20 protein-coding genes and 1 pseudogene are annotated in these 24,832 nt (G+C 72.8%); 13 read left to right on the forward strand and 8 right to left on the reverse strand.

Annotated elements, in window-relative coordinates:
- Positions 1-167: 167 nt before the first annotated feature.
- The 6 genes and pseudogenes from AC02VZ_RS17805 to AC02VZ_RS17830 form a co-directional block, all read left to right on the forward strand.
- Positions 168-473, forward strand: a pseudogene (locus tag AC02VZ_RS17805) (tyrosine-type recombinase/integrase); the annotation flags it as partial.
- Positions 474-816: 343 nt separating this feature from the next.
- Positions 817-2,145 (forward strand): bifunctional 3-oxoadipate enol-lactonase/4-carboxymuconolactone decarboxylase PcaDC, encoded by a 1,329-nt coding sequence (gene pcaDC / locus AC02VZ_RS17810; protein WP_432056291.1) that lies wholly within the window; start codon positions 817-819, stop codon positions 2,143-2,145.
- 284 nt (positions 2,146-2,429) lie between these two features.
- Entirely contained in the window at positions 2,430-3,065 is a 636-nt protein-coding gene (locus AC02VZ_RS17815) for an MBL fold metallo-hydrolase (RefSeq protein ID WP_476475826.1), read from the forward strand.
- Between the two features lie 51 nt (positions 3,066-3,116).
- Entirely contained in the window at positions 3,117-3,920 is an 804-nt protein-coding gene (locus AC02VZ_RS17820) for an exodeoxyribonuclease III (RefSeq protein WP_476475827.1), read from the forward strand.
- A gap of 184 nt (positions 3,921-4,104) precedes the next feature.
- Entirely contained in the window at positions 4,105-4,512 is a 408-nt protein-coding gene (locus tag AC02VZ_RS17825; protein WP_432056294.1) for a DUF6278 family protein, read from the forward strand.
- A gap of 460 nt (positions 4,513-4,972) precedes the next feature.
- Positions 4,973-5,716 carry an amino acid ABC transporter ATP-binding protein gene (locus tag AC02VZ_RS17830; protein WP_476475828.1) on the forward strand — a complete coding sequence of 248 codons (744 nt, stop codon included), beginning with the start codon at positions 4,973-4,975 and terminating at the stop codon, positions 5,714-5,716.
- A gap of 176 nt (positions 5,717-5,892) precedes the next feature.
- Here the strand turns inward: AC02VZ_RS17830 and AC02VZ_RS17835 are convergent, their stop codons facing one another.
- Together AC02VZ_RS17835 and AC02VZ_RS17840 are read right to left on the reverse strand one after the other, a co-directional pair.
- Positions 5,893-7,461 carry a CocE/NonD family hydrolase gene (locus AC02VZ_RS17835; RefSeq protein ID WP_476475829.1) on the reverse strand — a complete coding sequence of 523 codons (1,569 nt, stop codon included), beginning with the start codon at positions 7,459-7,461 and terminating at the stop codon, positions 5,893-5,895.
- Between the two features lie 114 nt (positions 7,462-7,575).
- A complete protein-coding gene (locus AC02VZ_RS17840; protein WP_432056297.1) occupies positions 7,576-8,334 on the reverse strand; it encodes a hypothetical protein in 759 nt (252 codons plus the stop codon).
- 231 nt (positions 8,335-8,565) lie between these two features.
- On the opposite strand from AC02VZ_RS17840, the gene ggt reads away from it, so the two are divergent.
- The gene (gene ggt / locus AC02VZ_RS17845) at positions 8,566-10,380 is read left to right on the forward strand and encodes a gamma-glutamyltransferase (protein WP_476475830.1); all 1,815 of its coding nucleotides are present in this window, start codon (positions 8,566-8,568) and stop codon (positions 10,378-10,380) included.
- A gap of 133 nt (positions 10,381-10,513) precedes the next feature.
- Here ggt and AC02VZ_RS17850 read toward each other — a convergent pair whose 3' ends face one another.
- Together AC02VZ_RS17850 and map are read right to left on the reverse strand one after the other, a co-directional pair.
- Positions 10,514-13,054, reverse strand: a complete 2,541-nt coding sequence (locus AC02VZ_RS17850; RefSeq protein ID WP_476475831.1) for an ATP-dependent Clp protease ATP-binding subunit — start codon at positions 13,052-13,054, stop codon at positions 10,514-10,516.
- 374 nt (positions 13,055-13,428) lie between these two features.
- Complete coding sequence (gene map, locus AC02VZ_RS17855; RefSeq protein ID WP_432056300.1) at positions 13,429-14,196, reverse strand: type I methionyl aminopeptidase; 768 nt, start codon at positions 14,194-14,196, stop codon at positions 13,429-13,431.
- 33 nt (positions 14,197-14,229) lie between these two features.
- On the opposite strand from map, the gene AC02VZ_RS17860 reads away from it, so the two are divergent.
- From AC02VZ_RS17860 to AC02VZ_RS17880, 5 genes are all read left to right on the forward strand, one after another.
- Entirely contained in the window at positions 14,230-14,490 is a 261-nt protein-coding gene (locus AC02VZ_RS17860) for a helix-turn-helix domain-containing protein (protein WP_432056301.1), read from the forward strand.
- A gap of 304 nt (positions 14,491-14,794) precedes the next feature.
- Positions 14,795-15,637: a nitrilase-related carbon-nitrogen hydrolase gene (locus AC02VZ_RS17865; protein WP_432056302.1), complete on the forward strand. Its 843-nt coding sequence runs from the start codon at positions 14,795-14,797 to the stop codon at positions 15,635-15,637.
- A complete protein-coding gene (locus tag AC02VZ_RS17870; RefSeq protein WP_432056303.1) occupies positions 15,634-16,920 on the forward strand; it encodes an aspartate aminotransferase family protein in 1,287 nt (428 codons plus the stop codon). Before AC02VZ_RS17865 ends, AC02VZ_RS17870 begins: the two co-directional genes overlap by 4 nt.
- A gap of 368 nt (positions 16,921-17,288) precedes the next feature.
- A complete protein-coding gene (hydA, locus tag AC02VZ_RS17875) occupies positions 17,289-18,689 on the forward strand; it encodes a dihydropyrimidinase (protein WP_476475832.1) in 1,401 nt (466 codons plus the stop codon).
- An 11-nt stretch (positions 18,690-18,700) separates the two neighbouring features.
- Entirely contained in the window at positions 18,701-19,723 is a 1,023-nt protein-coding gene (locus AC02VZ_RS17880; protein ID WP_476475833.1) for a TIGR03842 family LLM class F420-dependent oxidoreductase, read from the forward strand.
- 193 nt (positions 19,724-19,916) lie between these two features.
- On the opposite strand, the gene AC02VZ_RS17885 is transcribed toward AC02VZ_RS17880, so the two are convergent.
- The 3 genes from AC02VZ_RS17885 to AC02VZ_RS17895 all read right to left on the reverse strand — a co-directional run bounded on the left by AC02VZ_RS17885 (position 19,917) and on the right by AC02VZ_RS17895 (position 22,840).
- A complete protein-coding gene (locus tag AC02VZ_RS17885; RefSeq protein ID WP_476475834.1) occupies positions 19,917-20,591 on the reverse strand; it encodes a hypothetical protein in 675 nt (224 codons plus the stop codon).
- Positions 20,592-20,792: 201 nt separating this feature from the next.
- Positions 20,793-21,857, reverse strand: a complete 1,065-nt coding sequence (locus AC02VZ_RS17890; protein WP_476475835.1) for a lipoate--protein ligase family protein — start codon at positions 21,855-21,857, stop codon at positions 20,793-20,795.
- Positions 21,858-22,072: 215 nt separating this feature from the next.
- Positions 22,073-22,840, reverse strand: coding sequence for an SDR family oxidoreductase (locus tag AC02VZ_RS17895; protein ID WP_476475836.1), 768 nt, complete (start codon positions 22,838-22,840; stop codon positions 22,073-22,075).
- A gap of 93 nt (positions 22,841-22,933) precedes the next feature.
- On the opposite strand from AC02VZ_RS17895, the gene AC02VZ_RS17900 reads away from it, so the two are divergent.
- Positions 22,934-23,542 carry a TetR/AcrR family transcriptional regulator gene (locus AC02VZ_RS17900; protein ID WP_476475837.1) on the forward strand — a complete coding sequence of 203 codons (609 nt, stop codon included), beginning with the start codon at positions 22,934-22,936 and terminating at the stop codon, positions 23,540-23,542.
- A gap of 400 nt (positions 23,543-23,942) precedes the next feature.
- Here AC02VZ_RS17900 and AC02VZ_RS17905 read toward each other — a convergent pair whose 3' ends face one another.
- On the reverse strand, positions 23,943-24,755 hold the full coding sequence (locus AC02VZ_RS17905) for an SAM-dependent methyltransferase (protein ID WP_432056310.1): 813 nt from the start codon (positions 24,753-24,755) through the stop codon (positions 23,943-23,945).
- Positions 24,756-24,832: the final 77 nt, after the last annotated feature.

The raw sequence follows: 24,832 nt of genomic DNA on the forward strand, positions 1-24,832 counted from the left end.
CTCCGACGGTGGCAGGAACAAGGACCTCGACAATCCTCATTCTTGCTGGTCAGAGGCACTTTCTGCGTTTCTGATCAACCACTGGACAGGCCACCTCGTGAAAGCACGAGGTTAGGACGTTCAAGACCCTCCAGGCCAAGGAGAGGCTCGTCCTCGGTGAGGCTTACTCGGACTCCGGGTACGTCGTGGTGCACGAGACCGGGGAGGCTTTCACGATCAAGCAACTCCGCAGGCGCGCGTACCGGCTCATGGAGGTTCTTGGCCTGCGCAGAGTACGTCTCTACGACGCTCGTGCCTCCTGCCTCACCTTCCTTGCCAACAACGGCGTGCCGGATCACATCCTCGCCCGGTGGGCCGGGCACACGAACGTGAAGACCACGAAGAAGTGGTACGTGAAGCCAGACGTGGAAGACCTCCGCGAAGCCGCCACCACATGGGATGGCCTGCACGGTGAGGCGGAGGGTCGTGCGTGAGTTCGGCGGCGTTTCCCGAGGGTGGTTTTCAGGTGGCGATCGGAGCGGCCCGAAAGGTCTCCCGCTACGTCGTCCCGTCCTTCAGGACGGCACCACATGCTTTGCTGCAAACTCGGAACAGCCGGCAGCTGTACTGATGGAGGAGGCAGCGCGTCGATGCGAGGACCAGGAGAGAGTGTGGTCGGCAGGTCACGCTGCGTCAGGGGCGCGTGTACACGCTGAAAGGCTCAGACTCGATCGACGAGGCCGTCGGCAGTGCCCGACGAGTCGATCCTCGAGTGCACCGAGCCGCCGGCTTCCCCGGGCTGTGTGAGATTTCGTGAGACGTGAGAGGGTCTGGGGCGTGAGCGAGACACCACCCAACACCCTGCAATACCGCTTTGACGGGCCAGAAGACGCTCCGGTCCTGATCCTGGGTCCCTCACTGGGTACCACATGGCACATGTGGGACCGCCAGGTGCCCGAACTGGCCCAGCAGTGGCGCGTGTTCCGGTTCGATCTGCCGGGGCACGGCGGGGCTCCCGCCCGGCCGGCGGACTCCGTGGGCGAACTCGCCACGCGGCTGCTGGCCACCCTCGAGGGGCTCGGGGTGCAGCGGTTCGGGTACGCCGGGTGCGCGCTCGGCGGCGCGGTGGGCATCGAGCTGGCGTTGCGCCACCCCGAACGCCTCGCCTCCCTCGCGCTGATCGCGGCCTCACCGCGCTTCGGTTCGGCCGACGAGTTCCGGCGGCGCGGGGTGATCGTCCGGACCAACGGGCTCGACCCGATGGCGCGCAGCGCGCCCGAGCGCTGGTTCACCGGCGGGTTCGCGGCGGCGCAGCCCGCCATCACCGAGTGGGCCGTGCAGATGGTGCGCACGACCGACCCCGGCTGCTACATCGCCGCCTGCGAGGCCCTCGCCTCCTTCGACGTGCGGGCCGGGCTCGGCAGCGTCGGTGTGCCCACGCTCGTCCTGGTCGGCTCCGAGGACCAGGTCACCGGGCCGGCCGAGGCGCGCAACCTGGTCGCGGGCATCCCGGACGCCCGGCTCGCCGTCGTCCCCGGCGCCTCCCACCTGGTGCCGGTCGAGCAGCCCGCCGCCGTGACCGATCTGCTGGTGCGGCACTTCTCGACCGCCTGGCAGCCGGCCTACGACAGCAGCACCGGGCAGGTCGCCCTGCCCGCCGGCGCCGTCGCCCGCCCGACCTCCGCCCCCGTCCCGGCGGCCGCCCCCGTGCGGCATCCGGCGCCCGCCGCGCCGGTCGCCGAGATCGCCCCGGCCGTCGCCCCCCAGCAGCCCGCCCACGGCCCCGCGGACGCGTACGACGAGGGGATGAAGGTCCGCCGGGACGTGCTGGGGGACGCGCACGTCGACCGCGTGCTGGCACAGGCCGACGACTTCTCGGCCGACTTCCAGGAGTTCGTCACCCGCTACGCCTGGGGCGGTGTCTGGGACCGGCCCGGCCTGGACCGGCGCACCCGCAGCTGCGTCACGCTGACCGCCCTGGTCGCCGGCGGTCACCTGGAGGAGCTGGCCTCCCACACCCGCGCGGCCCTGCGCAACGGCCTGACCCCCGACGAGATCAAGGAGGTCCTGCTCCAGGCGGCCGTGTACTGCGGCATCCCGGCCGCGGGCAGCGCCTTCCGCGTGGCCCAGCAGGTCATCCGGGAGGAGACCACACCCCAGGAGTGAGGAGAAGACCACCCCGCGGAGTGAGTTAGTGAGTTAGTGAGCCAGGGGCTCGTGACCGGCCGCTCGCCGAGCCCGCGGGCCGACGGACGGGCCGACCGGGCCCGTCGCCCGCCCGGCCGCCTTGCCCCCGCCGGGCCGCCCACCCCGCCGGACCCACGCCCGTCTCGTCGTCCCGCCCGGTGGCGTCGCCCGCTCGCCCGGCCCGTCTTCCCCGGACCGGTCTCCCGGCCCGTGCTCTGGCCGTCCGCCCGGCCGGACTCCCGCCGCGGGGGCAGGATGGAGACATGAAGCTCACCAAGATGTCGCACTCCTGCGTCCGTCTGGAACGGGACGGCCGTGCCCTGGTCATCGACCCAGGCGGGTTCACCGAGCCGGACGCCGCCGTCGGCGCGGAGGCCGTGCTGGTCACGCACGAGCACCCCGACCACTTCGACGAGGGACGGCTGCGGGCGGCCCTGGAGGCCGACCCGGCGACCGAGATCTGGACCCTGCGGGCGGTCGCCGAGCAGCTCACCGCGGCCTTCCCCGGGCGCGTGCACACCGTCGGGGACGGTGACACCTTCACGGCCGCCGGCTTCGACGTCGAGGTGCACGGCGAGCTGCACGCCGTGATCCACCCGGACATCCCGCGCATCACCAACGTCGGCTACCTCGTCGACGGCGGCGCGGTCTTCCACCCCGGTGACGCGCTGACCGTCCCCGACCGCCCCGTGCGCACGCTGATGCTGCCGGTCATGGCCCCCTGGAACAAGATCTCCGAGGTCATCGACTACGTCCGTGAGGTGCGCCCCGAGCGCGCCTACGACGTCCACGACGCCCTGCTCACCGACCTCGCCCGCCCGATCTACGACCGGCAGATCGGCGCCCTCGGCGGGACCGAGCACCTGCGGCTGGAGCCCCGGGCATCGGTCGAGCTGTGAGCGGGCGGCGGCGGATCCGGGTTGTCACAGGTGCCGGGTAGGTTGGGGGGCATGCGCATCGCGACCTGGAACGTGAACTCGATCACCGCCCGCCTGCCGAGGCTCCTGGCCTGGCTGGAGAGCAGCGGCACGGACGTGCTGTGCCTCCAGGAGGCCAAGGTCGCCGAGGAGCAGTTCCCCGTGGAGCCGCTGCGCGAGCTGGGCTACGAGGCGGCGGTCCACGCCACCGGCCGGTGGAACGGCGTGGCGGTGCTCTCCCGCGTCGGTCTGGAGGACGTCGTCAAGGGTCTGCCCGGCGATCCCGGTTACGACGGCTCCGTGGAGCCCCGCGCGATCTCCGCCACCTGCGGGCCGGTCCGCGTCTGGTCCGTGTACGTGCCCAACGGCCGGGAGGTGGACCACCCGCACTACGCCTACAAGCTCCAGTGGCTGGAGGCGCTGCGGGCCGCCGTCGCCGGTGACGCGGCCGGCAGCCGCCCGTTCGCCGTGATGGGCGACTACAACGTGGCGCCGACCGACGACGACGTCTACGACCGGGCGGCGTTCGAGGGTTCCACCCACGTCACCCCCGCCGAGCGGGCCGCCCTCGCGTCCCTGCGCGGTGCTGGGCTGACCGACGTGGTGCCGCGTCCGCTGAAGTACGACCACCCGTTCACGTACTGGGACTACCGCCAGCTGTGCTTCCCGAAGAACCGGGGCATGCGCATCGACCTGGTGTACGGCAACGAGGCGTTCGCCAAGGCGGTCACCGACTCCTACGTGGACCGCGAGGAGCGCAAGGGCAAGGGCGCCTCCGACCACGCACCGGTCGTCGTCGACCTCGACGTCCCCGTGGACACCGCCCCGGACGCCTGAGCCGCGTCCAGCCACCTGCCCCGGCTCCCGCCGCCCCGGCCCCCCGCCCCGGCCCGCCCGCACGCCGGGGCGGTCCCGTGGCTGCGCCTCGCGGGCCTCGCCCGCACCGCCGGGAGGTCGCGCACCCCTCCGGAACCCGCGCGCCCTGTGGTGCACCACGCGGTACGGGTGCCAGGCTGGAGGGATGAACATCCCCTTCCTGGGCAGCCGGCGCCGGAAGCCGGGGTTCCCCGACGCCGAGGGCCTCGCGGAACCCCTGGCCGAGTGCGAGCTGCTGCGCTCCCAGGCGTCCCGGGCCGGCGTCCGACTGGACGACTCCCCGGCCTCGTTGGAGGCACTGGACCAACTGGTGCCCGGCTGGCGGGACGACGAGGACACCCTGAACTGGCTGGGCAACGACGCCGGTCTCTACCTCGGCACGGTGATCGTGCGGACCGTGCAGGGTGCCCGCTGGGAGATCCGCGGCGACGGGCAGCCCGTCGTACGGCTCGCCTCCGGCCGCGAGTTCGACGTCGTGGAGTCCGGGCACGCGTGGGCGTCCAGCGGAGCGCCCGAACTGTCCCAGCTCTACGCCGAAGTCGCGGAGGCGTGACCCCCGGACCACCCGGCCCACCCGCACCACTCCTCCCGTTCCTCCCGGTCCTCCCGTTCCTCCCGGTCCTCCCGTTCCTCCCGGTCCTCCGGCCCCGCCCGAACAACCCGGCCTCACCCGCCCGTTCGTCCGTGCACCGCCCGGACGCGTGCCGTCGGATGGAAGGCCGCCGGGCCGCCGGGTCACGGGACCGCTAACGGCGAGGAGGGGGTGACGCACCCGCGCGGACAACCGGGCGGACACCCGCGCGGACAACCGGGCGGACACTCGCGCGCACAACCGCGCGGACACTCACGCGGACAACCGCGCGGACACCCGCCCGGCCCCTCGCCGAGAGCGGGCGAGCAACGGCGGGCGGTAAATACGGCTATTGGCCGGAAAGTGCGTGTCGCGCCCTCCGTGCGATCTTGCCTGGATACGTTGCGGCAGCACCACACGGCTGAGAACGAGTAGGGGCGGTATGGCCGTCGATCCGCTGATCGAGCTGCAGGGCGTCAACAAGTACTTCGGTGACCTGCACGTACTGCGGGACATCGATCTCGCCGTGAACCGGGGGGAGGTGGTCGTCGTCATCGGTCCCTCGGGCTCGGGGAAGTCGACCCTGTGCCGGGTGATCAACCGGCTGGAGACCATCAGGTCAGGCACCGTCCGGCTCGACGGCAGGCCGCTGCCTGACGAGGGGAAGGAACTGGCGCGGCTGCGGGCCGACGTCGGCATGGTCTTCCAGTCGTTTAACCTCTTCGCGCACCGCACGGTCCTGCAGAACGTCTCGCTGGGCCAGATCAAGGTGCGCGGCCGTAAGAAGGAGGAGGCGGACCGGCGTTCACGCGAACTGCTCGACCGGGTGGGCGTCGCCGACCAGGCCGACAAGTATCCGGCGCAGCTCTCCGGCGGGCAGCAGCAGCGGGTGGCGATCGCGCGGGCCCTGGCGATGGAGCCGAAGGCGATGCTGTTCGACGAACCCACCTCCGCCCTGGACCCGGAGATGATCACGGAGGTGCTGGAGGCCATGAAGGCGCTGGCCGCGGACGGCATGACGATGATCGTCGTGACCCACGAGATGGGCTTCGCCCGCTCGGCCGCGCACCGCGTCGTGTTCATGGCCGACGGCCGGATCGTCGAGGACCGCACGCCCGACGACTTCTTCGCCCGCCCGAGCAGTGACCGGGCCAAGGACTTCCTCTCCAAGATCCTCAAGCACTGAGCGGGGTGGCGCCGAGCCGTCCGCCCGTCCGGACCTCGACTACGATGGCTCCTCCGCCCCGGTGGAGGAGGGGACTTCGCACCGGGAGCGGGGACGTCGCCGCAGGGAGGGGCCCACCGCCCTCCGCCCGTGGGCGGCGGCCACATCGGCCAGTCCCGTCCGGCCGCAGCCGGAGATCACTGCTCGCCCAGCGGCACCGACACGTACGACGGGTCGTGGGCCGGCGAGGAGAAGGTCAGCTGCGCGCCGGACGGGTTGTGCTCGATGTAGAGCGGATCGACCGTGTCGACGACCAGGGCGAGCCGGTGCCCGGCCGGCACGTCGTAGGCCGTCGCGAACAACTCCAGGTCGACGCCGAACGCCCGGCCGGGGGTGCGGCCGTGGAAGGTGTACGGAGCGCTGCTCACCAGCTTGCCGACGCCCAGTGGTCCCACGTCGTACAGATAGGCGATGAAGGTGCCGCTGCCGGCCGTCGGGGTGAGGGTGGTGTGCAGCGTCGGCGTGCCGCGCACCGTGCGGGCCGTCGGGTACCGCTCCGACTGCCACACGGCCGCCCAGCGGCGGGGCAGCAGCGGCACCCACGCCACCGGCGGCAGCCGGGCCACCTGGTCCAGGATGCTCGACAGGAAGACGACGCCGCCGTCGGCACCGGAGTTGACGTTCGTGCGGATGGTGGTGGAGCCCGCCAGGTCGAACTTCCGGGTGGTGGCGGCCACCGACTTCCAGTCCGGGTAGGTCTCGTAGCCGCCGGAGGTACGGGACGTGAGCAGGACCGGCTGTTCCCGGTCCACGCCGTTGGAGGCGCCGCGCAGGTGGTGGTCGAACCAGCGCCGGGTGTCGCTCCACACGTCGTTGGGCAGCCCGAGCAGTCCGGTCACCTCCGGGGTGGCGTGGTCCCCGGGGCGCAGCTGGAGGCGCTTGGGGCCGGAGAGCTTCTCGAAGAAGTCGGCGTACTGGCCGGGCGGGAACACGGTGTCGCCCCAGGCGCCGGCGAGCATCACCGCCGTGCCGCTCCGGTTGAGCCGGTCGACGTGGGTCGCGGGGGAGCGGACCCTCCCCCAGGCGATCATCTCCTGCTCCCGGGACAGGTCGGAGGCGTAGAGGGCGTCGAAGATGCGTCGGATCTCGGGACTCGGGCGGCCGGTCAGGCGTCCCACGCCGTCGAGCACGGCGGCGGCCTGCACGTGCTGGGTCCGCTCCGAGTAGATCGACTCGATCAGGTCGGCCCAGCCGCTGAGGGCCGCCACGGCACGGACCCGGGGGTCGTGGGCGGCGGCCAGCAGGCTGATGCCGGCGCCGTAGGAGACGCCCGCCATGCCGACGCGGTCCCCGTCCGCCGGAGTGTGAGCGAGGGCCCAGTCGATCACCCGGGAGGCGTCGGCGGTGTCGGCCGGCCCGGCGACCTCGATCTGCCCGCCGGACTGCCAGAAGCCGCGCACGTTGTACGCCACCACCACGTACCCGGAGTCGGCGAGCCTCCGCGCCTGGGCCAGGTACTCGGCCTGGGGGAAACCCCAGCTGGTGGGCAGCACGACGAGCGGGTACCGGCGGCCTGCCTCCGCGCGGGCCGGGGTGAGGACGTTGGCCTTGAGGAGGGTGCCGCCGTCCCCGGTGATGTCGACGAAGCGGACCGGAGCGGGCGCCGCGTGGACGGCGGGCGCGGTGGTGAGGGCGCTGCCGGCGATCAGGGTCGCCGAGGCGGCGCCCAGGGCGGTGGCACGCAGGGCCCTGCGAGGTCGTCGCACGGTCACTCCTCACTCGTGTCAGTGCAAAGTGACCAGACGGTAACCTCGGTGCGCCACCCCCGGTAACCCGTCGGTAAGTTACGTGCCAGTAAAGAATGGTGAAGCGTGAAGGAGTCAGGGCGCCCGGTGCGCCCCGCGTTCGGCGGGCACCGGCAGCGGCGACTGCGCCGCCCGCGTCACGTCCCCGACGAGTTCGACCACGTCCGGCCCGTACGCCTGGGAGTTGACCACCTTCAGCAGCAGCACGAAGGAGCCGGTGCCGTGCTTGCGGGCCAGCCGCTCGTGGTGCCGGGCGAGATAGCGGGTGGCCGCCTGGTTGGTGATCGCCCGCTGGCCGCAGAACAGGAACACCGGGCGGGCCTCCCGCCGGTCCCCGGCCGTCAGCCGGGCCAGGAGCACGTACTCGGTGACCCCCGGCTCCATCCGGTAGCGCTCGCCGCCGATCTGGAACGCGCCCCGGTCCGGGCCCGGTTCGGGATCCACGTTCACCCGTACCCCGGGCAGCATGGCCGCCATGTGGGCCACCATCCGGCGGTTGGTCCCCGGGCCGCCGACGCAGAACTCCGTGCGCTCGCCGAAACCCTGGTGCGCGGTGTCCTGGGTGACCACCTGCACGTTCGCCCCGCACTCCTTGACCAGCGCGGAGAGTTCGAGCAGGGAGAACACGTCGAAGCGGTGCACCGCCGGTTCCGCCGTCGCCGGGTCGCGGTTGACGACGAGCAGCGACTCGGCGTTCTCCGGCAGCCCGAAGAAGACCTGCTTGCGCCGGAGCCTGCGCCGGTACAGATACGTCCTCGCCGTCCAGCCCAGCGCGGCGCCGGCCACGGCGGCGATCACCACACCCAGCACCACGTTGCGTATGTCGTCCGTCATGGGCGCGCATGCTAGCGGTCCGGGGCGCGCCGGTCTCCGCCACCCCGGAACGGCCCGGTCCGGGCCCCGCCGGTTCACAGCCCGCCGCCGGACGCCGGGATAGACCCGTCGGCCACCCCTCGGCATCCCTCGGCCACCCTTCGGCCACCCGAGGATCGCCCGGCGAGGCGTTCCTGACGGGAGCATGGCGAGCACGTAGGCTGCGCCAACGGTCCCTCACCGGAGGTGCGCATGCGTCGTCCCGTCGCACGGAAGCCGGCGGTCCTCATCGCGGTCTCGGCCGCCGTGCTCTCGCTGGGAGCGGGCGCACCGCCCGCCGACCCCCACCACCACCCGGGCCCGCCGCCCGCCAAGACCCCGGTGGCCGTCGGACACGGCGGCGCCGTCTCCAGCGTCGACGCCGACGCCTCCGCCGCCGGGATCGAGGTCCTGCGCCAGGGCGGCAACGCCGTCGACGCGGCCGTCGCCACGGCAGCCGCCCTCGGCGTCACCGAGCCCTACTCGGCCGGCGTCGGCGGCGGGGGCTACTTCGTGTACTACGACGCCCGCACCCGCTCCGTGCACACCCTCGACGGCCGCGAGACCGCGCCGCTCACCGCCGGACGGGACCTGTTCCTGGAGGACGGCGAGCCGATCCCGTTCGCCGAGGCCGTCAGCAGCGGACTCGCCGTCGGCACCCCGGGCACCCCCGCCACCTGGCAGCGGGCGCTCGACGCGTGGGGCCGCAAGGGACTCGGGGCGGTGCTGAAGCCCGCCGAGCGGCTGGCCCGCGACGGCTTCACCGTCGACGCCACCTTCCGCTCCCAGACCGCCGCCAACGAGACCCGCTTCCGCCACTTCCCGGACACCGCCGAGCTGTTCCTGCCCGGCGGCGAACTCCCCGTCGTCGGCTCCACGTTCACCAACCCCGACCTCGCCCGCACCTACGCCGAACTGCGGCGCGAGGGCGTCGACGCCCTCTACCGGGGCGCCATCGGCTGGGACGTCGTCGCCACCGTCAACAAACCGCCCGTGGACCCCGCCTCCGGCTGGAACGCCCGCCCCGGCGACCTGAACGCCCGGGACCTCGCCGCCTACCGCGTCCCGCACCGGCCGCCGACCAGGACCTCCTACCGCGGCCTGTCCGTGCACTCCATGGCCCCGTCGTCCTCCGGCGGCACCACCGTCGGCGAGGCCCTGAACATCCTGGAGCGCACCGACCTGTCCCAGGCCGGCGAGACCCGCTACCTGCACCGCCTGATCGAGGCGAGCCGGATCGCCTTCGCCGACCGGGGACGCTGGGTCGGCGACCCGGCCTTCGAGGACGTACCGACCCGGGAACTGCTCTCCCAGCGGTTCGCCGACAGCCGGGCCTGCCTCATCCGCGACGACGCGGTCCTCACCAGCCCGCTCGCCCCCGGCGACCCGCGCGACCCCGAGCCCTGCGCCGCGCGCGGCACGCCCGCCCCGACGACGTACGAGGGCGAGAGCACCACCCACCTCACCACCGCCGACCGCTGGGGCAACGTCGTCGCCTACACCCTCACCATCGAGCAGACCGGCGGCAGCGGCATCACCGTGCCCGGCCGCGGCTTCCTGCTCAACAACGAGCTGACCGACTTCTCCTTCGCCCCCGCGAACCCGGCCGTCCACGACCCGAACCTGCCCGGTCCCGGGAAGCGGCCCCGGTCCTCGATGGCCCCGACGATCGTGCTCGACCGCCACGACCGGCCCGTGGTGGCGCTGGGCTCACCCGGCGGCTCCACCATCATCACGACCGTGCTGCAGACCCTCACCGGCTTCCTCGACCGCGGCCTGCCGCTGGCCGACGCCATCGCCGCGCCCCGCGCCAGCCAGCGCAACACCGCGCGGACCGACCTCGAACCCGGCCTGTACGACGCCCCGGTCCGGCAGCGGCTGGAGAGCATCGGACACCGCTTCACCCGGAACCCCGAGATCGGCGCCGTCACCGCGGTACAACGCCTCCCCGGAGGGGCGTGGCTCGCCGCCGCCGAACCCGAGCGCCGGGGCGGGGGCTCCGCACGGGTGGTCCGCCCCGCCCGCTGAGACCCCGGGCGCGGACAGGACGGGCAGGGGGGGGCGCGGCGTGCCCGGCGCGCGCCGCCCGTCGCGCGCCGCGCACGGACGGCGCCGGGCTCGCCGTCGGGCCACCCCGGCGCCCGGCCATGGGCGGCCCCGCTCAGGGTTCCGGCGGCGGCGTCTGCGCCACGCGGAACGCGAGGCGTCCGTCCTCCGTCGCCACGGTGACCCGGCCGCCCTCCCGGAGCGTGCCGTCCAGCAGCATCCGGGACAGCTCGTTGTCGACCTCCCGCTGGATGGTGCGGCGCAGCGGCCGGGCCCCGTACTCGGGCTGGTAGCCGCGCCGGGCCAGCCAGTCCACCGCGTCCTCGGTGAACTCCACGCCGATGCCCTGGCCCTTGAGGCCGCGCCGCGTCCCCTCCAGCAGCAGGTCGGTGATCCGGCGCAGCTCCTCGGGGGTCAGCTGGCGGAAGACCACCACCTCGTCGATCCGGTTGAGGAACTCGGGGCGGAAGTGGTCCCGCAGCGGCCGCAGGATCTGTTCGCGCCGCGCCTCCTCGTCCGCCTCCGTGCCGCCGGTCGCGAACCCCAGGGTGGCGCCCCGACGGGTGATCACGTCCGAGCCGAGGTTGCTGGTCATCACGATGACGGTGTTGGTGAAGTCCACCGTCCTGCCCTGCGCGTCGGTCAGCCGGCCGTCGTCGAGCACCTGCAGCAGGATGTTGAAGACGTCGGGGTGGGCCTTCTCCACCTCGTCGAGCAGCAGCAGCGAGTACGGGTGCCGCCGCACCACCTCGGTCAGCTGGCCGGCCTCCTCGTGGCCGACGTACCCGGGCGGGGCGCCGACCAGGCGGCTGACGGTGTGCCGCTCCTGGTACTCGCTCATGTCGAGCCGGACCATCCGGTCGTCGCTGCCGAACAGGGCCTCGGCGAGCGCGCGGGCCAGTTCCGTCTTGCCGACACCGGTCGGTCCGAGGAAGAGGAAGCTGCCGATCGGCCGGTCCGGGCTGGCGAGCCCGGCCCGGGAGCGCAGCACCGCGTCGGAGACGACCCGCACGGCCTCGTCCTGGCCGACGACCCGCTGGTGCAGGTTCTGCTCCAGGCCCAGCAGCCGGGACTTCTCCTCCTCGGTGAGCCGGCTGACCGGGATACCCGTCTGCCGGGACACCACCTCGGCGATCGCCTCGGTGTCCACCGCCAGGTCCTGCCCCTCGTCCACCTCGCTGCCGCCCCCGGCCTCCTCGATGCGGCGCTTCAGCTGCGCGATCCGGTCCCGCAGCTCGGTGGCCCGTTCGTACTGCTCGTCCGCGACCGCCTGGTCCTTGTCGTAGGTCAGCTGCTCCGCCTCCCGCTCCAGGGCCCGTACGTCGGTGCCCTTGGTGCGGGCCCGCAGACGCACCCGGGCGCCGGCCTGGTCGATGAGGTCGATGGCCTTGTCGGGAAGGCGGCGGTCGCTGATGTAGCGGTCGGACAGTTCCACGGCCGACACCAGCGCCTCGTCGGTGTACCGCACCTGGTGGTGGGCCTCGTACCGGTCGCGCAGGCCGCGCAGGATCTCGACGGCGTCCGCGGGGGTGGGCTCCGGCACCAGGATGGGCTGGAAGCGCCGGGCGAGCGCGGCGTCCTTCTCGATCCTGCGGTACTCCTCCAGCGTGGTCGCGCCCACCACGTGCAGCTCGCCCCGGGCCAGGGCCGGCTTGAGGATGTTCCCGGCGTCCATCGACCCGCCCTCGCCGCCGCCCCCGGCGCCGACGACGGTGTGCAGTTCGTCGATGAAGACGATCAGCCGGTCGGAGTGGCCGCGGATCTCGTCGACGATGGCCGTCATCCGTTCCTCGAAGTCGCCCCGGTAGCGGGTGCCGGCCACCACGGCCGTCAGGTCCAGGGCGACCACCCGCCGTCCGAGGAGCACGTCGGGCACGTCACCGTCGGCGATGCGCAGCGCGAGCCCCTCCACCACGGCGGTCTTGCCGACGCCCGCGTCCCCGATCAGCACGGGGTTGTTCTTGCCGCGCCGGGAGAGCACCTCGACGGTCTGCTCGATCTCCTCCTCCCGGCCGATCACCGGGTCGACGCGGCCCTCCCGGGCCAGCTCCGTCAGGTCGCGCCCGTATTTGTCCAGGGTCGGCGTGCCGGTGGCGGGACGCGGCCGCTCGGCACGCGGCGCCGGTCCCTCCGGCGTCTCGGAGGGCGCAGGTGACGGTGCGAAGTGGGCCGCGCTGAGGATGTGGCCCGCGGCCGAGTCGGGGTTCGCGGCCAGGGCGCTGAGCACGTGCTCGGGGCCGATGTAGCCCGCGCCGCCGGCCCGTGCCATCTCGTGCGCGTCCAGCAGGGCACGCTTGACGGCCGGGGTCAGGGACAGGGAGGTCGGCGGGGGAGCGGAGTCGGGCGCGTGCTGGGCCGGGCCCGACCGCTCGTCGATCTGCGACGCCAGTGCGTCGGGATCCGCGCCCGCCCGGCTCAGCAGGCCCCGGGTCGGCTCACTGGCGAGGGCGGCCCGCAGCAGGTGCTGCGTGTCCAGGTCCCGGCTGCCGTGCTCGGCGGCGTACTGGGCCGCGTCGCGCACGAGTTCCCGGGCCGGCCGGCTCAGCAGCCGCCCGATGTCTATCTGCCGGGGGCGCGGCCCGCCGAAGAAGCGTGCGAGGAATTCTCCGAAGGGGTCCGAGCCGTAGCCCTGCGGACCTGTGAACCCGCTGGTCATGGCGATCCGTTCCGGCGCCTCGCGGGGTCCCCCTCAGGCGGAGCCGGGACCGGAGGACCCCGGGGCGCGCTCACTGCTCGACGTACCGGTCCGGACGCGGGTGCCCGGCCGGGTTCCCGGTTACACACGTGCGGGTGGTGCGGGTCGTGCGGTCGTGCGTCACGCGTGTCCCTGGGGCACCCCGAGGGCGCCCACCCCGTCACCTTCGCACGATCGCCGGGGGGCGGCACCCCGGGCCGGAAGGGGCCCGGTGAGGGCCCCGGAGGAGGCCCGGGAGGGGGCCTTGCCCCAGGGGAGCGGGAAGGCTCCGGGAAGGCGCGGGGGAGGCCGTGGGTGGGCGCGGGGGAGGCCGTGGCCGGGCGCGCCGCGGTCCGTCAGCGGGCGGTGAGGATCCGGGGGCCGTCCTCCGTGATCGCCACCGTGTGCTCCGCGTGCGCCGCGCGCGAGCCGTCGTCGGTGCGCAGCGTCCAGCCGTCGGGGTCGACGTGGTACCCGTCGGTGCCGCCGCCGATGACCATCGGCTCGATGGCGAGGACCAGGCCGGCCCGCAGCCGCAGCCCCCGGCCCGGCCGCCCCTCGTTCGGCACCGACGGGTCCTCGTGCATGCGGCGGCCGATGCCGTGCCCGCCGAAGTCCTGCGGGATGCCGAGGCCCGCTTCCCGGCACACGGTGCCGATGGCGTGCGCGATGTCGCCGATGCGGTTGCCGACCACGGCGGCCCCGATGCCGGCCGCGAGCGCCCGCTCGGCGGTCTCGATCAGCCGCAGGTCCGCCGGGCGCGGGGTGCCCACGACGAAGCTGAGCGCCGAGTCGCCCGCCCAGCCGCCGAGCTGCGCGCCGAAGTCCACGGACACCAGGTCGCCGTCGCGCAGCCGGTGGCCGGTCGGGATCCCGTGCACGATCGCGTCGTTCACCGAGGTGCACAGGACGGCGGGGAACGGGGTCGGCGCGAACGACGGCCGGTAGCCCAGGAACGGGGAGGAGGCGCCCGCCGCCCGCAGCGCGTCGTGCGCGACCTCGTTCAGTTCCAGCAGGGACACGCCGACGTCCGCGGACTTCCGCACGGCCGTCAGCGCACCCGCGACGACCTGGCCGGTCTCGTACATGGCATCGATCGATGCCGGGGTCTTGAGCTCGATCATTCCAATTACTATACCGGTATTAGAATGGGTGTCATGGTGCGCACTCCTCTGACTCCGGAAGAACGCAGGCGCGGTGAGCGGCTCGGCGGACTGCTCCGCGAGGCGCGGGGCGACCGCAGCATGGCCGAGGTGGCGGCCGGCGCCGGCATCTCGCCGGAGACCCTCCGCAAGATCGAGACCGGACGGGCGCCCACCCCGGCGTTCTTCACGGTGGCCGCGCTGGCCGGGGAGCTGGGACTGTCCCTGGACGACCTGCTGAGGCGATGCCCACCGGAAGTGCCCCTGGCCGCCTGAGCCACGGGCGCCGCCGCGCGGCCGGCGGTGCGTGCTTCCTCCAGGGGTGCGGCACTCCGGAGCGCGGCACTCCGGGGTGCGGCTGTCGGGCCGGTGCGCCCGGGCACCGCTCCCGCTCCCGACCCCGTCCCCGGCTCACCCACCGGAGTGCGAAACGCCGGGAACACCCCGGTCCGTATGGCGATGGTCTTGGCAAGGGCGTCCGAGAGGCTTACGTTCGTCCCTCTACGGCCGTTTCTACGAGCGTAGAGGCGGCCGTTTCCACGGGCGTAGAGGCGCTGACCCCGCGTCGAAGGAGCAGCTCATGGCCAACGTCGTACGCGCCGCCCTGGTCCAGGCGACCTGGACCGGCGACACCGAGTCCATGCTGGCGAAACACGAGGAGCACGCCCGGGAGGCGGCCCGGCGGGGCGCCCGGATCATCGGGTTCCAGGAGGTCTTCAACGCCCCCTACTTCTGCCAGGTCCAGGACCCGGAGCACTACCGCTGGGCGGAGCCGGTGCCCGACGGGCCGACCACCCGCCGCATGCGGGACCTGGCCCGGGAGACCGGCATGGTGATCGTGGTGCCGGTGTTCGAGGTGGAGCAGTCGGGCTTCTACTACAACACCGCCGCCGTGATCGACGCCGACGGCACCGTCCTCGGCAAGTACCGCAAGCACCACATCCCGCAGGTCAAGGGCTTCTGGGAGAAGTTCTACTTCAAGCCCGGCAACCTCGGCTGGCCCGTCTTCGACACCGCCGTCGGCAAGGTCGGCGTCTACATCTGCTACGACCGGCACTTCCCCGAGGGGTGGCGCCAACTCGGTCTCGGCGGAGCGCAGTTGGTCTACAACCCCTCGGCCACGCACCGCGGGCTGTCGTCCCACCTGTGGCAGCTGGAACAGCCGGCCGCCGCCGTCGCCAACGAGTACTTCGTCGCCGCCATCAACCGCGTCGGCCAGGAGGAGTACGGGGACAACGACTTCTACGGCACCTCCTACTTCGTCGACCCGCGCGGCCAGTTCGTCGGGGACGTCGCCAGCGACCGCGAGGAGGAACTCGTCGTCCGGGACCTGGACTTCGACCTCATCGAGGAGGTGCGGCAGCAGTGGGCCTTCTACCGCGACCGCCGCCCCGACGCCTACGAGGGGCTGGTGCTGCCGTGAACGACGACCTGCTGGGGCGCCACCGGGCGGTGCTCCCCGACTGGCTGGCGCTCTACTACGACGAGCCGCTGGAGATCACCCACGGCGAGGGACGCCACGTCTGGGACGCCCGCGGCAACCGCTACCTGGACTTCTTCGGCGGCATCCTCACCACCATGACCGCCCACGCCTTGCCCGAGGTGACCAAGGCGGTCGCCGACCAGGCCGGGCGGATCGTGCACTCCTCCACCCTCTACCTCAACCGGCCGATGGTGGAACTCGCCGAACGCATCGCCAAGTTGAGCGGCATCCCGAACGCCCGGGTGTTCTTCACGACCTCCGGCACGGAGGCCAACGACGCCGCCCTGCTGCTGGCCACCACCTACCGGCGCAGCAACACGGTCCTCGCCATGCGCAACAGCTACCACGGCCGTTCCTTCAGCGCCGTCGGCATCACCGGCAACCGCGGCTGGTCCCCGACCTCGATGTCCCCGTTGCAGACCCTCTACGTCCACGGCGGCGTCCGGACCCGGGGGCCGTTCGCGGCGCTCGACGACCGCGACTTCGTCGCCGCCTGCGTGGACGACCTGAAGGACCTGCTCGGCCACACCCGCCCGCCCGCCGCCCTGATCGCCGAACCGATCCAGGGCGTCGGTGGTTTCACCTCACCGCCCGACGGGCTGTACGCGGCGTTCCGCGAGGTGCTGGACCGGCACGGCATCCTGTGGATCTCCGACGAGGTGCAGACCGGCTGGGGCCGCACCGGGGAGCACTTCTGGGGCTGGCAGGCCCACGGCCGCAACGGCCCGCCGGACCTGCTGACCTTCGCCAAGGGCATCGGCAACGGGATGTCCATCGGCGGTGTCGTCGCCCGTGCCGAGATCATGAACTCCCTGGACGCCAACAGCATCTCGACGTTCGGCGGCACCCAGATCACCATGGCCGCCGGCCTCGCCAACCTCACCTACCACCTCGAACACGACCTCCAGGGCAACGCCCGCCGGGTCGGCGGACTGCTCATCGAACGGCTGCGGTCCGCCGCGGCCCACGTGCCGCACGTCCGGGAGGTGCGCGGACGCGGCCTGATGATCGGCATCGAGCTGACCCGGCCCGGCACCGACACCGCGGACCCCGAGGCCGCGTCCGCCGTGCTGGAGGCGGCCCGGGCGGGCGGACTGCTCATCGGCAAGGGCGGCGGTCATGACACCAGTTGCCTGCGCGTCGCCCCGCCGCTGTCCCTGAACGTCGCGGAGGCCGAGGAGGGCGCCGCGATCCTGGAGAACGCCCTGCGGAGCCTGCTGTAACCCACCCCGCACGGTTCCGCGGCCCCGCCTCCGCCCCGGCCTCGGAGGCAGGGACACCCCCCGGGGGTGCCGATCGCGGGACGAGGAGCAGCAGACCGAGTCGGACCGAGTCGGATCGAGTCAGAGCACGTCGGACCGAGTCGGACGAGTACCCCGGCAGTTCCCCCGCGACGGCCGCCCCGATGCCCACCTCCCGCCCACTCACCGGGCCCCGATGCCCACCTCCCACCCACTCACCGCGCCCCGACGGCACTTGCCGGCCTCCTCGACCCGGTGGACGGGGCCACCCGCCCCCGGGCCCGGGGGACCGCGCCGGCCGCCCCCGGCGCACCGCACCGTCCGACCACGACCCAGCGGAGCGTGCACCCATGAGCCGTACCGTCATCCGGGATGGACTCGTCATCACCGCCTCCGACGAGATCCACGCCGACGTCCTGATCGAGGACGGCCGCATCGCCGCCCTCGCCGCCTCCGGCACCCCGGCCGCCGAGGCGTTCACCGCCGACCGGACCCTGGACGCCACCGGGAAGTACGTCCTCCCGGGCGGGGTCGACGCCCACACCCACATGGAGCTGCCGTTCGGCGGCACCTTCGCCTCCGACACCTTCGAGACCGGCACCCGGGCCGCCGCCTGGGGCGGCACCACCACCGTCGTCGACTTCGCGGTGCAGAGCGTCGGCCGCCCCCTGCGCGAGGGCCTCGACGCCTGGCACGCCAAGGCCGAGGGCAACTGCGCCGTCGACTACGGCTTCCACATGATCGTCTCCGACGTCACCGACGAGACGCTCAAGGAGATGGACCTGCTGGTGGGGGAGGGCGTCACCAGCTTCAAGCAGTTCATGGCCTACCCGGGCGTCTTCTACAGCGACGACGGCCAGATCCTGCGCGCCATGCAGCGCTCCGTCGACAACGGCGGCCTGATCATGATGCACGCCGAGAACGGCATCGCCATCGACGTCCTGGTCGAGCAGGCGCTGGCCCGCGGGGAGACCGACCCCCGCTACCACGGCGAGGTCCGCAAGGCCCTCCTGGAGGCCGAGGCCACCCACCGCGCCATCCGGCTCGCCCAGGTCGCCGGCGCCCCGCTGTACGTGGTGCACGTCTCCGCGGCCGAGGCGGTGGCCGAACTCGTCCGGGCCCGCGACGACGGCCTGAACGTCTTCGGCGAGACCTGCCCGCAGTACCTGTTCCTGTCCACCGACAACCTCGCCGAACCGGACTTCGAGGGCGCCAAGTACGTGTGCAGCACACCGCTGCGGCCCAAGGAGCACCAGGCGGCCCTGTGGCGGGGCCTGCGCACCAACGACCTGCAGGTGGTCTCCACCGACCACTGCCCCTTCTGCTTCACGGGCCAGAAGGAACTCGGCCGCGGTGACTTCTCCAAGATCCCCAACGGCCTGCCGGGCGTGGAGAACCGCATGGACCTGCTGCACCAGGCCGTCGTCGACGGGCACATCTCCCGCCGCCGCTGGATCGAGATCGCCTGCGCCACCCCGGCCCGGATGTTCGGCCTCTACCCGAGGAAGGGCACGATCACGCCGGGCGCCGACGCCGACGTCGTCCTCTACGACCCGCACGCCGAGCAGGTGCTCTCCGCCGAGACGCACCACATGAACGTCGACTACTCGGCGTACGAGGGCAAGCGGATCGTCGGCCGCGTGGAGACCGTCCTCTCCCGCGGGGTGCCCGTCATCACCGAGCGGGAGTACACCGGGCGTGCCGGGCACGGCGCCTACCTCCCGCGTTCCACCTGCCAGTACCTCACCTAGGAGTGGTGCGCATGGACTTCGGATTCGTCCTGCAGACCGACCCGCCGGCCTCGCGGGTCGTCGAGCTGATGCAGCGCGCCGAGCGCAACGGGTTCAGTCACGGCTGGACCTTCGACTCCGCCGTGCTGTGGCAGGAGCCCTTCGTGATCCACAGCCAGATCCTCGCGAACACCTCGACCCTGACGGTCGGCCCGATGGTCACCAACCCCGGTACCCGCACCTGGGAGGTGACCGCCTCCACCTTCGCCACCCTCAATGACATGTTCGGCAACCGCACCGTCTGCGGCATCGGCCGCGGCGACTCCGCGATGCGGGTCGCCGGCCGCGCCCCCAACACCCTGGCCCGCATCAGCGACGCCATGAAGGTGATCCGTACCCTCGCGAACGGCGGGGAGGCCGACCTCGGCGGCGGCACCGTCGTCCGCTTCCCGTGGATCGGTCCCGACGCCCGCCTCCCGGTCTGGATGGCCGCCTACGGCCCGAAGGCGCTGAAGATGACCGGCGAGGAGGCCGACGGGTTCATCCTCCAGCTCGCCGACCTCTACCTCACCGAGTACATGGTGAAGGCCGTCAAGGACGCGGCCGTCTCCGCGGGCCGCGACCCCGCCGAGGTCACCGTCTGCGTGGCCGCCCCCGCCTACGTCACCGCCGACGACTCGCCCGAGGCGCTCGCCCACGCGCGCGAGCAGTGCCGCTGGTTCGGCGGCATGGTCGGCAACCACGTCGCCGACCTGGTCTCCCGGTACGGCGCCGACGGCAGCGTCGTCCCGCACGAACTCACCGACTACATCAGGTCCCGTCAGGGCTACGACTACTCCCACCACGGGCGCAGCGGGAACCCGGACACGCGGTTCGTGCCGGACGAGATCGTCGACCGGTTCTGCCTCATCGGCCCGCCCGAGAAGCACATCGAGAAGCTGAAGGCCCTGCGCGCACTCGGTGTCGACCAGTTCGCCGTCTACGACATGCACGACGCGCAGGAGGCCGTGATCGACACCTACGGCGAACGGATCATCCCGGCGCTGAAGGGCTGAAGGGCTGAACGGCTGAACGGCTGAACGGCTACAGGGTTGACGGGAGTTACCGGCGCTGAAGCGCTGTGTCGGGCTGACGGGGCTGCGGGCTGAAGGGGGTTACGGGCCGACCGGGCGGCTCACCGTGGGTCGGGTGGCTGCCCGGCCCCGGCCCGGCCCCGGCCCCGGCGCGGCCCCGGCCCCGGTCCGGCGGTCAGTCTCCGGTGCCCTTCTGCAGGGCGGCCATCGCCTCCTTGGCGGCCTTGATGGCGCCCTTGTTGATCTCGTCCGTGCTCGGCGCCTTCTTCGACTCGAAGTCACTGCCGTTGTACGTCACGATCACCAGGGCGTTGGAGGCGCGGGCGAGCACCACGCCCTCCCGTGTCTCCTGCTTGTCCTCGGTGGTCAGGTTCACCACGGAGTAGGCCTCGTCACCGAGCCCGGGCACGGCGCCGCCGCCGCTCTTCTCGTCCACCCGGCCCGCGTAACTGCGCTCCGCCGCCTCGTCGGACGCCAGCACCTCGTAGGACACGTCGAGCCAGCGGTACTCGTAGCCCTTGAGCGCGTTCCACGAACAGGTGCGGCGCAGCTTGGAGTCGGTGGACGCGATCTCCTTGCCGGCCGTCTTGGCGCCCGGGACGAGGGACTTGACGCTCTTGGACGCCAGGGCGTCACAGGGCGCGGGCGCGCCCTCGTACGTCTTCGACTCCTGGGTCGTCGACGGGCCCGGTTCGGACCGGCTCTGGGTCCGGGTCTCCTCGACCGGCTTGTTCTCGGCAGCCTGCGGTGCCGCCAGGGGTCCGGACGACAACGCCCAGCCGGCCGCGGCGAGGACGACCACCGGGGACAGACGTGCGGTGAGGGCGAGCGGCAGAGGCAAGGAACGCACGGCGCACTTCTCGTGGGGGACGGTGCGGAAGGGGCCCGCACTGCGGACGGGACGGCCAGTCTCACACGAGTCCCGATGGGGCGGAAGGGCGAACTCGTACCGTAGGGGCGCGGTGACTGCAACGGGCCGAACTATGCCCCGATACATCCCCTTTGACCCGTGAGCGGGCGATTCGTCCCACCGCCCCCGTTCGCGGGCCGGTCAGGGCACCCGGGCGGTCCACTCCGGCGAGGAGAACTTCGCCCGCGCCAGCTCCGTGGCCCGGGACAGCTCCTCGTCGGTCACCTTGCCCGGGCCGAGGCCGTACCGCTCCCGGAAGGAGGCGATCATCCGCTCGATGACGGCCTCGCGGGGCAGTCCGGTCTGCCGGCGCAGCGGGTCCACCCGCTTCTTCGCGCTGCCGGTGCCCTTGTCGGACAGCTTCTCCTTGCCGATGCGCAGCACGTCGACCATCTTGTCCGCGTCGATGTCGTAGGCCATCGTCACGTGGTGCAGCACCGCGCCCGGACCGCCGGCGGGCCCCACCAGCCGCTTCTGCGCGGCGCCGGCGATCTTGCCCTGGTCGGTCGCGATGTCGTTCAGCGGCTGGTACCACGCCCGGATCCCCATGTCGCCGAGAGCGCCCAGCACCCAGTCGTCCAGGTAGGCGTAGCTGTCCTGGAACGACAGTCCCTGCACCAGCGACTCCGGCACCGAGAGCGAGTAGGTGATCGTGTTGCCGGGTTCGACGAACATCGCGCCCCCGCCGGAGATCCGGCGGACCACCTCGATGCCGTGGCGGCGCGCGCCCTCGGCGTCCACCTCGTTGCGCAGGGACTGGAAGCTGCCGATGATCACCGCCGGGCGGCCCCACTCCCACACGCGCAGCGTCGGTGGACGGTTCCCCGCGGCGACCTCGGCGGTCAGCACCTCGTCCAGGGCCATGTGCAGCGCGGGGTCCTGCGGGGCCTCGTGGATCAGCTGCCAGTCGTAGTCGGTCCAGTCGGTGGCGTGCGCGAGTGCCCGGCGCACGGCGATGCCGATGCCCTCGGAGGTGAGCCCGTACATCACGGTCCCCGCGGGCAGTGCCGCGTCGATCCGTGCCGCCAGCCCGGCGGCGTCCGTCTCCGCCGGGGCGCCCTCCAGCGCGCCGTTCACGGCGTCGAGGGCCTCGTCCGGCTCCAGGAAGAAGTCGCCCGCCACGCGCACCCTGCGCAGCACCCCGTCCGCCACGTCGACGTCCACCACGACCAGCTTGCCGCCGGGGATCTTGTATTCACCGTGCACGTTCGACGTCCTTCCCTCCGGCCGCTCGCTGCCCCTCTGGCCCGGCCGTCCAGGTCAACGCCCACCGGGGACGGGCTGTTCCCGGCGGTCCCACCGGCGTCCGGGGGCCGACGTCCGGGGAGCCGGCGTCGTCGTGACCAGCCTTGCTGCGGGAGCGTGCCGGTGGGTGCCCCCACTGGGCGGTGCCACCGTGGCCTGCATACGGTCCTGCCCGATCAGAGCTGCGATCCGCCGGTGGCGTCGATGACCTGTCCCGTCACCCAGCGGGCGTCGTCGGAGGCGAGGAAGGCGACCACGTCGGCCACGTCCTCGGGGCGCCCGACCCTGCCGAGCGCCGACAGGTCCGCCGCGGACCTCTGGGCCGCCTCGTTGCCGCGCAGCCAGGTGGCGTTCATGTCGGTGTCGATGATGCCGGGCGCGACCGCGTTGACCGTGATGCCCCGCGGGCCGAGCGTCTTGGCCAGGGTGAGGGTGAAGGCGTCCACGGCCCCCTTCGTCATCGCGTACGCGATGATGTCGGTGAGCGCGATCCGGGTCGCCCCCGAGGAGACGTTGATGATCCGCCCGCCGTCGTGCAGGCGCTTGAGCCCTTGCTGGGTGAGGAAGAAGGGCGCGCGCATGTTGACGGCGACGGCCGCGTCGAACGCCTCGGCGGTGGTCTCCTCGATCTCCCCGCGCGGGGTGATGCCGGCGTTGTTGACCAGGATGTCGAGGCCGGCGCCGTCCGCGTGCTCCAGGACCTGCCGGTCGTAGCCTTCCCACAGGGTCGCCACGCCCTCGGGGTCGCTCAGGTCGGCCCGCACGGCGAACGCCTTCCCGCCCCCGGCGCGGATGCCGGTGACGACCTCGTCGGCGGCTGCCGCGTCGCGGCCGTAGTGCACCGCCACCAGCGCCCCCTCCGCGCCGAGGCGCTCGGCGACCGCACGCCCGATTCCCCGACTGCCGCCCGTGACCAGTGCCGTCCGGCCCGTCAGAGCACCCATGACCTCTCCTCCACGTATCACGCCGTCAATGTGTAGCGATCGCTACGCAATGAGGTTACATCAATTCCCTAGCGATCGCTGTAAAATTCATGGATGACCACGACCAAACGCGGCAGACCGTGGAGTTTCGACAGGGAGGCGGCCCTCCGTCAGGCCACGCTCCTGTTCTGGCAGCACGGTTACGAAGGCACGTCCGTCGCGGACCTGACCGCCGCCATGGGCATCTCGCCGCCGAGCCTCTACGCGGCCTTCGGTGACAAGCGCACCCTGTTCAACGAGGTCGTCGAGCGCTACGGCGGCAGCTTCGGCGCCTTCATGGACCAGGCGCTGGACCAGGAGAGCGACCCGCGTGCCGGGTTCGCCCGGATGCTGGACGAAGCGGCGGTCTCCTACACCGCGCCGGACCGTCCCGCGGGCTGCCTGATCATCAGCGCGGCGGCCAACTACTCGCCCCAGACGGCCGACGTCGAGCAGGACCTGCGCGCCCGCAGAGTGGCCAACGTCCGGTCCTTCGAGGAGCGGCTGGCACGCGCGAGGGACCGCGGAGCGCTCGCCGAAGAAACTGACGTGCGCGCGCTGGCGGTCTACTTCGCGGCAGTGATCCAGGGGATGTCGCAGCAGGCCCGCGACGGGGCGACCACCGAGGAGCTGCGGCGCACGGCCGCGTACGCCATGTGCGCGTGGCCCGCGCCGGAAGCCTGAGGGGCGGCCTGGTCCGCCCACCGCCGGGCCCGGCCTTCCGCGGCCGAGCGGCATCCTCGGCCCCGGCGTTCTGCTGCCGAGCGGTATCACGTGCTCTGGCTCCTGGACACCCGGTTCCGTCAGGGCAGCCCAGTACTGGGGGAGACCGCCCTTTGTGCGGGCCTCGACTCCCCACGGCCGGCGAGCAGGAAGACCGCCCGAGCCCTGGCGTCGTAGCCGGGCGGCTGCCCAGGTCCGCCCGACCGCCCGCCCGTCCGCCCGCCCGTCCGTCCGCCGGTCCGCCCGTCCGCCTGTCTGCCCGTCCAGCGGTCCCTGATCCCCGGCACCCCGGCACGACGAAGCCCCGGTGCGCTCCCGTGTGAGGGCGGGCGCACCGGGGCCGGGCGGGTCGGTCGGGGTCTCAGGGCTTGCGGGCCAGGCCCCCGTGCTCGGCGATCAGCGCCGGGGCGGGGCCGTCCGGGTCCGGGCGCCACTCGGTCACCGGGACGACACCGGGCTCCACCAGTTCCAGACCGTCGAAGAACGCGGTGATCTGGTCGACGGTCCGGAGGATGTACGGCGCGGCCCCGCTGTCGTTGTACGCGTCCTGGGCCTGCTCGAACTCCGGGTCGATGCCCCGCGACCCGTCGTTGATCGACAGGTAGCTGCCCGAGGGGAGCCCGGCCATCAGCCGGGTGACGATCGCCCGCGCCTGGTCGTAGTCCGGGATGTGGCCCAGGATGTTGCTCAGGATCAGCGCCGTGGGGCGGCTGAGGTCCAGCGTCTTCGCCGCCGCCTCCAGCACCCGCTCCGGGTCGTGCACGTCCGAGTCGACGTACGCCGTCGCCCCCTCGGGCGTCGAGTACAGCAGCGCGCGGGCGTGCGCCAGCACCATCGGGTCGTTGTCGACGTAGACGATCCGGGTCTCCGGGGCCAGGCGCTGCGCGACCTCGTGCGTGTTGTCGGCCGTCGGCAGGCCCGTGCCGACGTCGAGGAACTGCCGGATGCCGGCCTCCTCGACCAGGTACGTGATGTTGCGGCGCAGGAACGCGCGGCTGCTGCGGGCGATGGTGACGATGCCGGGGAACACGGCGGTGTAGGCGTCGCCGGCCTGCTCGTCCACCGGGTAGTTGTCCTTGCCGCCCAGCCAGTAGTTCCAGATGCGGGCCGAGTGCGGCACAGAGGTGTCGATGTTCTGCTGCGAAGGTCCGGGCGGGGTAGCGGGGTCGCTCATGGGTACGGTCCATCTCTCAGCCGAGGCGCGGGTGATCGAGCACAACCTATGCCCCAACGGGGAGGGTGTGCACTTCA

It is taken from the genome of Streptomyces sp. 3-6 (genome assembly GCF_056323165.1).